Here is a 13,500-nt window from a genome sequence, read left to right as displayed (position 1 = left end):
CTGCACTATATTCCGCTTTCGGCTCGAATCGGACTGAGGTAACGTAGCGGAAATATTTTTTAGGACTCAACTGCGATGCCTTCCATCGAAACGTTTATAACCTTTCTTCTCGCGCTGACGCTTCTAGAAATTTCTCCGGGCCCTGACATGATGCTAACCATTGCCAGGGGTGTTGGTCAGGGAAGACGTATTGCTTTACTAACCGTACTGGGTAATGTTTTCGTCGCAGGATTTGTGCAGGTATCTTTTCTAGTCTTGGGGCTTGTTACGGTCGTAAACGCGTGGCCGTTTGCGCTTGATCTACTGAGGTGGGTTGGTGCCGCTTATCTTATTTGGTTGGGCATAAAGATGATTGCGACGTCAGGAACAGATACCCGACTGAGAAAAATAGTCAGAATTTCTGACTGGCAGGCGGTTAAAGAGGGTGCGTTAAACAGCCTGACCAACCCAAAATCCCTGCTCTTCATGTTTGCTTTTCTGCCTCAGTTCGTTGATCCCACGGCCGGGCCTGTCTGGCTACAGCTGCTTGTTTTAGGCAGTATCCAAAAGCTGGCAGGAATCGTATCTCTGGGATCCGTAGCTATGGCGTCAGGAACATTTGGAAACTGGCTAGGTAAACATCCTGCATTTATCAAATGGCAGGAGCGATTTACAGGTGTTGTCATGGTCGCGCTTGGAATCAGAATGCTCTTTGGCGGTTCAGGTGTGGTATCAGTACAAGCAAAATAAAAGCGCCTTGCCTGCTCGGCAAATTAAGTGCAATGTCCGCTCGTCGCTCACAGCGGACCTCCAGCTCAGTCTGCTCATCCCCTCCGTTTTAGTAGCGGAAGTTGGAGCGTAAGAGACTCTCTAAATAATAGATGGTTCATTTTGCAGCGATGCTTACACAAATATATTGAGATCAAACGTTGGAAGTTAATATCCATTAATAATCCAGAAAAAGAACAAGCTGCTGTCTGCAATCAGTGGGTATTTTGTATAGTTTGCGGGCATTCTCTTCCATTAGGAATCACAATTTTTTCGCGATGTTCCGCACGTTCATAAACGCAAAGCGTACCCTCATCCGTATGGACTTCTTCTTTTAGAGGCAGGCTCGCCTCTTGGGCTAAAACGGTGTTGGAAACAACGAAGAGCAGTGTAAGGATACCTAACGGTCGGAGTGCATTCATGATATTACTCCCATAAAGCATAGAGTTAACTCACTTCCATCACTGACTGGCGGGGTGTGAGCTTACCAATAATTGGTGGTAGTTCTGTTTCGCGAAGTGGACGACCTTCAACCAGACTCTTAATTCGTTGTACACACTGGTTAAGCAAGGGCTCCATCGGCCAGGAAATACATGTCAGTTGCGGGTAAAGCTGCGTGGCCAGAGGTGAATCTTCAAGGCTGAGTAACGACACTTCCTGCGGTACGGAGATATTGAATTCACGGAACAAACGCATAGCTTCTGCTGCGTAAGCGTCGCGTTTCACCACAATGGCAGTAAACTTGCTCAGACTGTTTATCAGCGTCAGCAGTGCGCGTTCGACATCCTCATTGGCCGTTAACACCAGTTGGCGATTAAATGGAAGCGAGTAGTTTTGCAGTACGTTTCGATAGCCTTCAACCATTCGTTTGCTGGTGTCGTCCGTGTCATTATCGATAACCAGCGCGATGTTGCGATGTCCTTTACCGATCATATAGCGGCAGGCACTCTCAGCAGCAAAAGCGAAATCGTAACCCTGGCTTTTCGCGTCGATGGCTGGTCGATCAAATGAGATAACGTTATCTGCACTTCCCGGCGCGATAGGGCCAAACACCACAACCGCGGCGCATTGCCGCTGTAAGTCATCTACCGAGACGGAGTGTTCGATTGCGTCATCGACGTACTGGACGATCAGCGTTTTGTTGAGTAATTTCATAGCGCGTGCCAGCGCGGGAAGTAAACGTGCACCGCTGCTCTCATCACGTGAGGAAAGCACCACGCCGATGTGACTTGATGACTGGCTTGCCAGATTTTGCGCGGCAAAGCTCGGACGGTAGTTCAGTTCTTCAACCGCCCGTAATACCGCTTCACGGCTCTCTTCACGTACGCCTCGTGTGCCAGTCAGCACGCGGGAAACCGTTGCTTTGGAAACATTGGCTAATCGTGATACATCATCAATCGTTGGCATAGCGTTTTCTGCGTGGTGAGTTTTCATCATCTTAACATAACCCTCCCGAAGAATCGTCCCGTCGCCTATCGTCAATGTCATGTTCCCCGTGTATTCAAACCGGGCAACCACGCCGCACCACGTACGCCGCTGGCATCGCCAAAGCGGGCCGGAACAATGCGCGTGTGGCAGGAATTGGAAAAGAGGTATGGCACAACTGCGACTGGAAGTTCCTGATATATTCTGCCGACATTCGACAGTCCGCCACCCAGAACGATCACTTGGGGATCCAGAATATTAATAACTGACGCGAGGCTACGGGCAAACGCATCAACAAAATGTTGCCAGTGCGCTCGAGCCAGCGGATCTCCTTGTTCTGCGGCGTCGATGATCTCCTGTGATGTCAGTTCAGCCGGGAAACGACGGGCAAACCCGGTACCGGAAATAAAGGTTTCAATACAATTCATATTGCCGCAATAACAGGGCTGTGCAGGCCCGTCAAACTCTGGTGTATAGCCTGGAAGCGGGTTGTGCCCCCATTCACCGACAATAGCGTTTGGGCCTTGTAACAAACGCTGATGAACGGCAATACCGCCACCGCAGCCGGTTCCGATAATAACGCCAAAAACGGTATCTGCCTGTGCACCCGCACCATCCACAGCTTCCGAAAGGGTGAAACAATCTGCATCATTGGCAATCCACACCGGTTGTTGGATGCGCGCTGCCAAATCGATTTTGAGGTCGTGGCCGTTAAGTGCCAGACAGTTGCAGTTTTTGATTAGTCCGGTTTGTGGATCGATTGCGCCCGGTAGCCCGATCCCTACGCTGAATGGCACCGGACTGATCGCGCGAGCTTCCTCAATCAGGCTAACAAGATGCAGCATAAACGTATCATAGCTCTCCTTATGTGTAGGGCGCCGTTGACGCCAGAGACAATCCCCTTGTGGCGAGAGCAACACAGCTTCCATTTTTGTGCCGCCAATATCTAGTCCGAGATAGTGCATACAATCCTCTGCAAAAAAGAGAGGCCAAAGCCTCTCCTTGTTATAGCTATGCCTGGTGTGGGCGGGAACGGTAGATGTCGATGAGTTCAGTCACCAGCTCTTTTGCTAGAATGGACGTCATCAGGTGGTCCTGGGCGTGAACCATCACTAGCGTCATTTTAGTTTTTCCTTCGCCTTCATCGGCTTCAATGAGCTGCGTTTGCACCAGATGCGCCTCGCGAGCATAGTGCGTTGCCTCTTTCATTCGCTCATCTGCGGATTCAAAGTCACCACGTTTGGCGCAACCTAGCGCCTCATAACACAGGCTTCGCGACTGCCCCGCATTGATGATGATGCCCATAACTTGCTCTTCTAATTCCATGTATTACCTCTGATTACATCTGTCAGGCGGACTGCGCCACATCTTGCGCGTGTTCAACCGCGTTTTCATTCTCTTGCTCCAGAAGCTGTTTTTCGTAGGCTTTCAGGAATGGAAGGTACATTGCAGCTGATGTCACCATGCACATCAGGCACAAAATGACCGGGCTGAAACTCCAGTTGGCGGCCCATGACGCGCCGATAGGAGCCGGTGTAGTCCACGGCGTCATTGAGACCACGCGGTTGACTAAATCGAGATCCAGCGCAAACCAGGCAAGCGTGGCATTAACCATCGGCACTAATACGAATGGCAGGAAAAACAGCGGATTCATGATGATCGGCGCGCCGAACAAAATGGGTTCATTAATGTTAAAGAGTCCCGGTACCACGCCCATGCGGCCAATGGTGCGTAAATGGATGGCTTTGCTGCGCAGTAAAAGGAAGGCGAGCGGCAGTGTGGAGCCGACGCCGCCGATCAACAGATAATGATCCCAGAACCCCTGAACGTAGATGTGAGGGATCGTTGAGCCCGCCGCCATTGCTGCCTGGTTAACTGACAGGTTTGCCATCCAGAAGGGGTTCATGATGCCCGTGACGATGAGTGCACCGTGGATCCCGGCGAACCAGAGAACCTGGCACACCAACACAGAGAGCAGCACTGCAGGCAGGGTATCAGAGGCGGCAACCAGTGGTTTCACCAGCGACATGATCGCTTCCGGGATAATCATACCCAGTTGTGATTCAATAAAAAGATTGAGTGGGTGCAGGGTAACGACGACGGCCAGAACCGGTACCAGAATTTCAAATGAGCGTGCCACGCCTGTTGGTACTTCCGGCGGAAGGCGGATCGTAATATTGTTCCGTTTCAGGAAGGCATACAGTTCGGTGGAATAGATGGCGACCAGAATGGCGGTGAAGATCCCCTGACCGGAAAAATAGGCTGTGGAGATCTGCCCGTCTTTTAGTGGTGCGGCGACCAGTAAAAAGGCCATCAGTGACAGCATTCCGGCGGTCAGCGGATCCAGTTCATGGTGTTTTGCCAGACTTGCGGCGATCCCAACCGAAATAAAGAGCGTCATAATGCCCATACTGAAGTTAAACGGTAGCATCAGCGCATCGCGATGATCCAGCGAGAATTTCAGCCACGCCTGTGCAAACCCCCAGGTGGTATCAGGCGAAAACGGTGGGAAAATAAACACCAGCATGAACGAACCCACGATCATAAAGGGCAGAGCAGTAATGAAACCATCACGGATTGAGGTCACATACTTTTGTTGACCGACAGCACCTGCCATCGGTGTGATTTTTTGTTCAATGACGCTGATGAGTTTAGAGTACAGAGAGCTCATGGGATTTCCCTTAATTATTTGTTATCTATCAGGGTGAGTGCGAAATCGAGCACGGCGCCCCCCTTTTGCATGCCGTAGTCCATCATGTTGATCGGCTCGACTCGGATCCCATATTTGTCGGCCTGTTTTTGCAGATCACTCTGCATGTACTTGACCTGTGGGCCCAGTAATACCACCTGGTAGTGGCCAACCTGTTCGGCAAATTCGGCCACGCCAAAGGCCTTGATTTCCGCTTCCATTCCACGCTTTTGGGCTTCCTCAACCATTTTTTTTACCAGCAGACTGGTGGACATCCCGGCAGAGCAACACAACATGATTTTTTTCATAACGACTCCTGTTAACTGATGGCTGGAATATAGTCACCATGGAACAAAACGGAAAGCGCTTTCCGTAAATGGATTATCTAATTGTGACCATGATCACCAGAGGGAGACTTTCACTTTGTCGTGATGTGCGCGATCATCGCGGCTATTCAGGAATGACTAAGGTTGAATTATGAACATTCATTTGATGAATGTTGTTGTGGATTTAATAGAGCAACGTTTAACTCCTATAGCAAATATAATTACGCGAAATCAGCATATTACGGCGATGCGCGATGGTTTTTCCCTGGCAATGCCTTTTGTTATTGTCGGTAGTCTAATGGTGCCGCTCCTGTTTCCGCCGGTAGCCATTTCCAGCTCGTCGTTCTTTGGACAACTCTACCTGCAACTGCGTCCAGTGTTGTTACCAACTTTCGAACTGACGCTCGGACTGGTGGCTCTGATTGTGGCCTTTGGTGCCAGCGCCAGTCTGGCCAAACAGTACCAACTCCCGGAACGGCTCTGTGGATTGACCGGATGCCTGTCGTTTTTGCTGTTTATTGGTTTTCGCGATAATGGGGCAACCAACATTTTTCTGGGAGGAATGGGGCTTTTTACCGCACTGATTTCAAGTGCTTACTCCATTGAAATTATTCGTTTTTTCTATAATAGAGGCTGGTGTATCCGCCTGCCGGAAGAAGTCCCTGTGATGACGCGAAACGGCTTCCAGATACTAATTCCGCTACTGGTGATCATGTTATCCATCAGCGTGATGAACGCGCTAATGCTTCAGGCGACAGGGCGGATCCTCCCGCAGCTGATAAGCGAAGCCCTCCAGCCATTGATTGTTGCCTCGGATACTCTGACCGCGGTACTTATCTCATTGTTTATCTGTAATCTTTTGTGGTTCGTTGGCATCCACGGAGCATTGATTGTCACCGGTATTATGAACCCGTTCTGGTTAACCTATCTGTTTGAAAACCAGCGGGCACTTGCCATGGGCGAAGCTGTGCTGCCACATATTTATCTGCAAGGCTTCTGGGATTTTTATCTCCTGATTGGCGGTATTGGTTCCACGCTGCCTCTGGTATTTATGGCGATGCGCAGCCGGTCGCGGCAGCTTAAAAGTGTCGGGAAAATAGGGCTGTTGCCGTCGCTTTTTAATATCAACGAGCCGATATTGTTCGGCTTTCCCATCATTATGAACCCAGTATTTTTGCTGCCATTTATCTTTGTTCCTTTGATAAATGCCTGTATTGCTTGGTATCTCACGCAACTTGGTGTACTTGATCGAGCGGTGGCTATGCTCCCGTGGTCAATGCCTTCTCCGCTGGGGGCCGCGTGGTCGGCAAACGGTAGCTGGAAAAATATGTGCATGTGTCTGTTTGCCATTTTCAACGCCTGGATGCTCTACCGCCCCTTCTTTAAAGTCCACGAACGCCAGCTTATGACCCTGGAAAAATAACCTTCCTTCGAGCGGCTTATCTGTGAAATATGGATAAGTCGTTTTTTTTGTGACTAATTTCACACATTTGTTCCATCTGAACTCAGAAGTGTGATTTGATCCGGTAAAAATGGAAATCGCTTTCCGTTTGTGGATGTACTTTTCCGTCAGGGATCCTTACATTTCCTCTGCGACGTAAAGCAGTGAAAATAAAAAATCTAAGGGAACCTATGAGAAAGTTAATTAAATCAATACCTCTGTCCTTAATCGCCCTTGCGGTAATCAGTGACTATGCCAGCGCAGACGAGAAATATGACTTTGCCCTGCACGGTTATATGCGTTCCGGGATCCTTGCGAACAGTGATGGCAACCGCGTGAACTCCGTAGGCCTGATGCCAGATGGCAAATGGCGATTGGGTAACGAGGAAGATACGAAAATTGAACTGATCCCGACAGTAACGCTGAAGTCGGATTCAGGTGCTGTGGCGCGGATTCAGGCCAACCTGACGCATCAAACTAAGTGTACGGCTGACTGGAACTGTACTGACGATGATGGTAAAGAAACGCAGTTCCGCGAGGGTTTCGCCGAACTAAGCAACCTTGATTTTGCCCCTGGAATGACGTTCTGGGCTGGCAAACGCTACAGCAGTTCTAATACCTCAAGCCACCAGTTTGACTGGGAGTACATTCAGTACAACGGGACTGGCGGTGGTTTCGACAAGATGGATCTTGGCTTTGCACAATTCGATGCTGGGATTTATGCCTTCTCTCCAACTGATGAAACCAAAGCCTATCCGGTTGATCGAGGCGATCAGGGTTATCCAGATGACTATTCTCTTAACCTGTGGTTCAAGAAAATCGGTGGAACCGGGCTGGATCTGGAGTTGATTGGCCATCGCATGAACCGCAATGAAAACCATCCTACGGCGGCGCAGAAAGGTTACGGCGCCACGGCGGTTTATAACTTCGACGGTTTCTACGGCCTGACCGGCGGTTATTCGCGTATTGCCCTGCAATATGGCAAAGGGCTGGCAGCCGCTGATTCACTGGGTAAAAACGGCTGGGGATGGGCGAATCTGGAGGATACGCAGTCCTGGCGTATCGTGCTGGATAACTTAGCCAGCATGGGCGATCTGGAAGTGTCGACTTTCGCGTTCTACCAGAAAGACAAAAACTACCGCTGGTGGACCAGCGATGACGACGGCTGGGGACGCTCAATGTGGGTTGCCGGGATCCGCCCTTACCATCAGATCACCAAAAACTTCGCCATGCAGTATGAGCTGGGTTACGAATATCTCGATGATAAAAACTACATGGGGGCGAACGGTAAAGGAAAAGGCGGTTTGACGAAAATTACCGTAGCGCCAACGCTGACGTTTGATTCGGGTTTCTGGAGCCGCCCTCAACTGCGTTTCTTCGCGACCTATGCGAAATGGGATAAAGGCGTTTCTGATGCACTCGATGGTAGCTACGACTGGGGCACCGGCACAATCAGTGCGGGTGGCTATTCCCGTAGTGGTGAAACCGACACGCTCAATTTTGGTGTACAGGCTGAAGTCTGGTTCTAAGGAGAAGAGCAATGCATATCCCGATGAAAAAAATGCTTCTGATTTCTCTGCTGTCGGCGCTGGGCAGCGCTGGAGCCATGGCGGCGGAGCAATCCCATTTTGAACATTTTATTACCCGCGACGGCGCTCAGCTAAAAGATGGTGATCAGGTTTTCCGCTTTGCCGGGATCCATGCGCCAGAATTGCACCGAATTGAAGATGACGCGCGCGGAACCTGTAAAGCCGATCCTCGCGGTTGGGGGCAATATTTTAAATGGCCAACCGCTGAAGAACAGGAGAACTGGATCAAGGCGATGGTGAAAACTGGTGCGAAAGCCCAGCGCGTATATGTACTTTCCGTTCAGCAGGAGAATGATGCTGACTGCGCCCGCGAAACGCATATTCTTGCACCAGCCACGCCAGACGGCATGCCACGGCTGAATGAAACGGCGATGAAAGTCTACGACAACATGATTGCCGAAGCAGACAAGCAGGGGCTGCGTTTGATCCTGCCATTCATTGACCACTGGTGGTGGTGGGGGGGCCGCGAACAGCTCGCCGCGTTTTATGGTGAAAAGCCGGAAGATTTTTATCGTACTGGCAGTAAGACCTACAAAGCTTACCAGGATGTGATTCGCCAGGTTATTACACGCACCAATACCATAACCGGGCGTCATTACTACGATGAAAAAGCCATTATGGCTTGGGAAACCGGTAACGAACTGGAAGATACCAATGCGGCATTTCTGACAGAAACGGCGGCATGGATCCGCAAATGGGCACCGCATCAGCTTATTGTTGACGGGACGTACAAGAAGATTAACGACTTCTCGTTGAGCGATCCGAACGTCGATATCATCAGCAACCACTATTACACCAATGCTGACAACAACCATCCCGAACAGGTGCGTAAAGATCTGGAAGCGATTGGCGGTAAAAAAGTGTATCTGGTCGGTGAGTTTGGCCTGCTGGACCATAAAGATCTTAACAGCATTATGCAGTCCATCGTGCATACCGAGGTGAACGGTGCGAAGGCGGCAGGCGGTTTTATCTGGGGCTTCCGCGGCCATCGTCATGACGGCGGATTCTACTGGCACAAAGAGTATACCGGTCATTACAGCTATCACATGCCGGGCTTCCCTGTTGAGGGAAAAGCAAATCAGGAAATGGAAGTTGTGGATCTTGTCCGTAATGCGTCTGCGCAAATGGCGGGCCTTGAAAAAGCGCCTGCACTGCCTGTGCCGGAAGCCCCGAAACTACGGGCATCTGATTCTCCGTTTGCCATCAACTGGATGGGTGCGCCGGTAGGCCGTACTTACGATATTGAGCGGGCAACCAGTGCAAAAGGGCCGTGGACCGTTGTTGGCCACGATGTCTCTGACGGGGTGAATGAATGGGATCCGGCCAAAATGGATCTCTTCCGCGACGACTACCGCAGTCTGCAACTCGGCAAAACCTATTACTACCGCGTGATTGCGAAGAACGAAAGTGGAGCCTCTTCTCCGTCAAACGTCATTAGCATTAAGCATTCGCAGAAAAATCTCGCACCGCAAATCACGCTGAGTGAAGCGCTGACTACCACTGTTGATAAAGGTGTGCAGCTACATGGAGCCTGGAAGGATGACAATCTGCCGGACCGGCAGGTGAAAACTGGCTGGAGTAACGGGGGAAACAAAAATGTTCATTTCTGCGACGCGGACAAAGACGATACCCGTGCTTGGTTCTCGGCACCTGGAGATTATGTACTGACCTTTACCGCCGATGATGGATTGCTGAAAAGCAGTAAAAAGTTGAACGTTTCTGTTAAAGACGCGGCGGGCAAAATCCCTGCGGATTACTGCAACTTTGGCGGCGGGGCGATGGATGTAAAACAGGGAAAACTGAACATCGTGAAAAGCAATGAAAATCAGCTTGCTATCGGTGATGACGGTTTCCTTGGCCCATTCGCGAATGAAGGCGACAGTGTGAGCTGGCAAGTGAATGCACCGTGGGCCGGGAAATTTGCCCTGCATGTGAAGTTCAACGCCAAATGGGGCGGTAAGAAAAACTCATTCATGGTGAATAAAGGTACGCCGATTGGCATTGAATTCCCGCAAACTGATGAGAAAGGACAGGATATGATTGTGCCGGTCGTTCTCAATGCAGGGGAAAACACCATCACGTTCGGGAAGTTGTCCGGTGACTGGGGCTATATGTTTATTAAATCCATTGAAGTAACTGCAGAGTAGTTGTTTTGGCTGCGCCCCTTGGGTGCAGCCTTTTTTTATCATAGGAGGCGTTATGACCCAGTATCAATTTCCCGAAGGGTTTTTCTGGGGGGCAGCGGCATCTGGACCGCAAACCGAAGGAGCTGCATGTAAGGCACACCGTTCCATCTGGGACAGCTGGTTTGCTGAGCAGCCGGAGCGGTTCTATCAGCAAATTGGTCCGCAGAACGTTTGCGAGACCTATAGTAAATTCAAAGATGACGTGAAACGGATGAAGCAAACAGGGTTCAACTCGTTTCGTACTTCAATTCAGTGGTCGCGGCTGATTGATGATTTTGAAACGGGTGCGCCGAACGCTGAGGCTGTCCAGTTTTATCATGACTACTTCGATGAGATGATCGCCAACGGTATCGAGCCGATGATTAATCTTTATCATTTCGATATGCCGGAGGCGTTACAAAAACAGTATGGGGGTTTTGAGTCGTCATACGTAACAGAACTCTTCTCCCGCTTTGCACGAACAGCGTTCGAGCTGTTTGGTCATAAGGTCAAATACTGGATAACCTTTAATGAGCCGATTGTGCCGGTTGAAGGCGGCTATCTCTATGACTTCCATTACCCGTGCAAAAAAGACGGTAAGCTTGCGGCACAGGTTGCGTTCAATATCATGCTGGCCCACGCGAAAGCGGTGCGGGTGTATCGCGAACTGGAATTGCCGGGGGAAATCGGTGTCGTACTGAATCTGACACCGTCGTATACCCGAAGTGACAGCGAGGCGGATAAAAAAGCTGCATGGTATGCTGACCTGCTTTTTAATCGTAGTTTCCTTGATCCGCTGGTTAATCATGAGTTCCCAAAGGAGTTGTGTGAAATTCTGGCTATGCACGACTGTCTGCCTGAAATAAAAAAAGCAGATGTAGACTTGATTACCGATTCGCAGGTTGATTTCCTCGGCGTTAATTATTACGTTCCGCGACGGGTTAAAGCACGGGAATTTCCGTATGAGCTCGATTATTTTACGCCAGAATATTATTTCGAGAACTATATTGACCCTGAGGGTCGTTTCAATCCTTATCGCGATAATAACGAAATCTATCCACAGGCGATTTATGATATTGCCAGCAACATTCGCGATAATTACGGCAATATTAAGTGGTATCTGGCTGAAATAGGCATCGCCATGGATGTACAGTCGGAAGGCCCGGTTCAGGATGATGGCGTTATTGATGATATGTTCCGCATCGAGTTGATGGAAGAACACCTTGAACAACTCCATCACGCCATTAGCGACGGTGCAAACTGTTTTGGTGTACATCAGTGGACGTTTATCGATAACTGGTCGTGGATAAATAGTTTTAAACGTCGCTACGGGTTCTGGCGGCTGGATTTGGAAACCGGTGAACGGCAAATAAAACGCAATGCCATCTGGTTTTCTGAACTGGCTGCAAGCAACGGATTTACCCCCAGTGCATTTGGAAAGGGTGATAAATGAAACCTTCTTTCTATCGTCTGAGAAACGGCGTTAAAAATTATGCCTGGGGTAGCCGTACGGCCCTCAATACGTTATTTGGGGTACCTAATCCTGACGAGCAACCGCAGGCTGAGATGTGGATGGGTGCACATCCGGCAGGGTGTTCGAAAATAGAAACCGGGTCTGATTCTGTTTCGTTGTTGGACGCGATCGCGCAATCTCCTGAGTCTGTCTTGGGAGTGAGAGCGATGGATAGATTTGGTCAACTACCGTTTTTACTAAAAATACTGGCTGCTGAAACCGCGCTTTCCATCCAGGTTCATCCGGATAAACGTCAGGCAGAAGAAGGGTACGCACAGCAAGGGAATCGAGCCGGAGAAGATTATAACGATGCGAATCATAAACCTGAGCTGGTTTATGCCATCACACCTTTTATGGCAATGAATGGTTTTCGTCCTTTTCAGGAAACCGTGAATCATTTTCTTCGTCTTAATGCGCCTGAACTGATGCCTGCACTGGCTGAATTTCGTGGAAACCTGACAGGTGAGGGATTTAAACACTTCTTTGTAAGCCTGATGCAACTAGCTCAGCGTGAAAAAGAGAACGTCCTGACACAGTTACAGGCGTGCCTTGACAGTGGCGGGTTTACCCATTTGCAGAGTTTTATCACTCGTCTCATGCGCGACTATCCTGGTGATATCGGCATTCTGGCTCCTCTGTTCTTGCACTGTATTACGCTTGCGCCAGGCGAAGCCATGTTTTTACGTGCAGGAACGTTACATGCATATGTGCATGGAACTGCTGTCGAAGTGATGGCCTGCTCCGATAATGTACTACGAGCTGGATTAACGCCTAAGAAAATTAATCTTCCGGAACTGGTGAAATGTACGGTCTTTAGGGAAGCACAGGAACAGGAACTGAGACTATTGCCAGATGATACCGAAACTGAACAGCACTACTCTGTACCGGTAGAGGATTTTTGTTTTTCAGTTATTGGAAATTGCCAGCAAAAACGTGTCGACGTCAACAGCGCACAAATCCTGCTAGTGCTCAAGGGGATCACAACGCTACGTGATACGAATGGTAATGAAATGACGCTTTTCGCAGGTCAGTCGGTATTTATACCGGCATTTACTGCTTCCTATTATATTACACAAAACGAAATGTCCTGCTTAGTTCGGTGCTGAATATCCGAAGCTTAATTGGTATGTGATAACTTGAGGAACCCGCATGGTGTAAGAATGCCATGCAGGTTTGCCAAGTATTTTCGCATGACTTAATGACCAAAGATGCCCTAGAAGATAAGTTGATGGAGCAAGCTATAGCTGTATTGAAAAGATTCTGTGTTGTAGTGACAAACTGAATCAGTCCACCTCAACAAGTTTAGTTCTCTAAGCTCTAGCCTGTTAATCTGTCTGTTCTGTGCTGTGAGTTCAACCGATGGATGCAACACATTGATTGAACCGCTCTGCGGGTGATTCATAGTCTAGCGTTTTTCTCGGCCTCTCGTTGAGCTGTCTGGCAACACTGTTTAGTCTTTGCTGGCTGTGAACCGATAAGTCAGTTCCTTTTGGAAAATACTGTCTGAGTAATCTGTTTGTATTTTCATTTGAGCCGCGTTGCCAGGGGGATTGAGGATCGCAGAAGTAAACCTGAATATCTGTAGCTACGGTAAACCGGGTATAG

General features: G+C 49.4%; 12 protein-coding genes. 6 read left to right on the top strand and 6 right to left on the bottom strand.

Annotation, left to right across the window (positions count from 1 at the left end; genetic code table 11):
- The first annotated feature begins 75 nt into the window (after positions 1–75).
- Positions 76–729: a LysE family translocator gene (locus tag GKAS_RS19525; RefSeq protein WP_035896615.1), complete on the top strand. Its 654-nt coding sequence runs from the start codon at positions 76–78 to the stop codon at positions 727–729.
- 465 nt (positions 730–1,194) lie between these two features.
- On the opposite strand, the gene GKAS_RS19520 is transcribed toward GKAS_RS19525, so the two are convergent.
- From GKAS_RS19520 to GKAS_RS19500, 5 genes are all read right to left on the bottom strand, one after another.
- The gene (locus GKAS_RS19520) at positions 1,195–2,154 is read right to left on the bottom strand and encodes a LacI family DNA-binding transcriptional regulator (RefSeq protein ID WP_035896616.1); all 960 of its coding nucleotides are present in this window, start codon (positions 2,152–2,154) and stop codon (positions 1,195–1,197) included.
- Between the two features lie 77 nt (positions 2,155–2,231).
- A complete protein-coding gene (locus GKAS_RS19515) occupies positions 2,232–3,137 on the bottom strand; it encodes an ROK family protein (RefSeq protein ID WP_035896614.1) in 906 nt (301 codons plus the stop codon).
- 46 nt (positions 3,138–3,183) lie between these two features.
- Positions 3,184–3,498 (bottom strand): PTS lactose/cellobiose transporter subunit IIA, encoded by a 315-nt coding sequence (locus tag GKAS_RS19510; protein ID WP_035896612.1) that lies wholly within the window; start codon positions 3,496–3,498, stop codon positions 3,184–3,186.
- A gap of 22 nt (positions 3,499–3,520) precedes the next feature.
- Positions 3,521–4,843 (bottom strand): PTS sugar transporter subunit IIC, encoded by a 1,323-nt coding sequence (locus tag GKAS_RS19505; protein WP_035896610.1) that lies wholly within the window; start codon positions 4,841–4,843, stop codon positions 3,521–3,523.
- Between the two features lie 14 nt (positions 4,844–4,857).
- A complete protein-coding gene (locus GKAS_RS19500) occupies positions 4,858–5,169 on the bottom strand; it encodes a PTS sugar transporter subunit IIB (RefSeq protein ID WP_008502517.1) in 312 nt (103 codons plus the stop codon).
- 169 nt (positions 5,170–5,338) lie between these two features.
- Here GKAS_RS19500 and GKAS_RS19495 point away from each other — a divergent pair, with 169 nt between their 5' ends.
- From GKAS_RS19495 to manA, 5 genes are all read left to right on the top strand, one after another.
- Entirely contained in the window at positions 5,339–6,610 is a 1,272-nt protein-coding gene (locus GKAS_RS19495) for a PTS sugar transporter subunit IIC (RefSeq protein WP_035896607.1), read from the top strand.
- 209 nt (positions 6,611–6,819) lie between these two features.
- Positions 6,820–8,157, top strand: a complete 1,338-nt coding sequence (locus GKAS_RS19490; protein WP_035896606.1) for a maltoporin — start codon at positions 6,820–6,822, stop codon at positions 8,155–8,157.
- Positions 8,158–8,168: 11 nt separating this feature from the next.
- Positions 8,169–10,364 carry a CBM35 domain-containing protein gene (locus GKAS_RS19485; protein WP_035896601.1) on the top strand — a complete coding sequence of 732 codons (2,196 nt, stop codon included), beginning with the start codon at positions 8,169–8,171 and terminating at the stop codon, positions 10,362–10,364.
- Positions 10,365–10,416: 52 nt separating this feature from the next.
- Positions 10,417–11,835: a glycoside hydrolase family 1 protein gene (locus GKAS_RS19480; RefSeq protein ID WP_035896599.1), complete on the top strand. Its 1,419-nt coding sequence runs from the start codon at positions 10,417–10,419 to the stop codon at positions 11,833–11,835.
- A complete protein-coding gene (gene manA, locus GKAS_RS19475; protein WP_035896597.1) occupies positions 11,832–13,001 on the top strand; it encodes a mannose-6-phosphate isomerase, class I in 1,170 nt (389 codons plus the stop codon). Before GKAS_RS19480 ends, manA begins: the two co-directional genes overlap by 4 nt.
- A 246-nt stretch (positions 13,002–13,247) precedes the next feature.
- Here manA and GKAS_RS24170 read toward each other — a convergent pair.
- Positions 13,248–13,500, bottom strand: a 253-nt coding sequence (locus GKAS_RS24170; protein ID WP_156105162.1) for an IS30 family transposase, incomplete at its 5' end; no start/stop codon positions are given.

This window comes from Kluyvera ascorbata ATCC 33433 (assembly GCF_000735365.1).
Taxonomy (GTDB): domain Bacteria; phylum Pseudomonadota; class Gammaproteobacteria; order Enterobacterales; family Enterobacteriaceae; genus Kluyvera; species Kluyvera ascorbata.
This window is presented reverse-complemented; position numbering and strand designations above follow the sequence as displayed.

What these genes read in the sequence shown, in the direction of transcription:
- GKAS_RS19510 (WP_035896612.1), bottom strand. Translation starts at nt 3,498, where the DNA reads ATGGAATTAGAAGAGCAAGTTATGGGCATCATCATCAATGCGGGGCAG.
- GKAS_RS19505 (WP_035896610.1), bottom strand. Translation starts at nt 4,843, where the DNA reads ATGAGCTCTCTGTACTCTAAACTCATCAGCGTCATTGAACAAAAAATC.
- GKAS_RS19515 (WP_035896614.1), bottom strand. Translation starts at nt 3,137, where the DNA reads ATGCACTATCTCGGACTAGATATTGGCGGCACAAAAATGGAAGCTGTG.
- GKAS_RS19485 (WP_035896601.1), top strand. Translation starts at nt 8,169, where the DNA reads ATGCATATCCCGATGAAAAAAATGCTTCTGATTTCTCTGCTGTCGGCG.
- GKAS_RS19500 (WP_008502517.1), bottom strand. Translation starts at nt 5,169, where the DNA reads ATGAAAAAAATCATGTTGTGTTGCTCTGCCGGGATGTCCACCAGTCTG.
- GKAS_RS19480 (WP_035896599.1), top strand. Translation starts at nt 10,417, where the DNA reads ATGACCCAGTATCAATTTCCCGAAGGGTTTTTCTGGGGGGCAGCGGCA.
- GKAS_RS19495 (WP_035896607.1), top strand. Translation starts at nt 5,339, where the DNA reads ATGAACATTCATTTGATGAATGTTGTTGTGGATTTAATAGAGCAACGT.
- GKAS_RS19520 (WP_035896616.1), bottom strand. Translation starts at nt 2,154, where the DNA reads ATGCCAACGATTGATGATGTATCACGATTAGCCAATGTTTCCAAAGCA.
- GKAS_RS19525 (WP_035896615.1), top strand. Translation starts at nt 76, where the DNA reads ATGCCTTCCATCGAAACGTTTATAACCTTTCTTCTCGCGCTGACGCTT.
- manA (WP_035896597.1), top strand. Translation starts at nt 11,832, where the DNA reads ATGAAACCTTCTTTCTATCGTCTGAGAAACGGCGTTAAAAATTATGCC.
- GKAS_RS19490 (WP_035896606.1), top strand. Translation starts at nt 6,820, where the DNA reads ATGAGAAAGTTAATTAAATCAATACCTCTGTCCTTAATCGCCCTTGCG.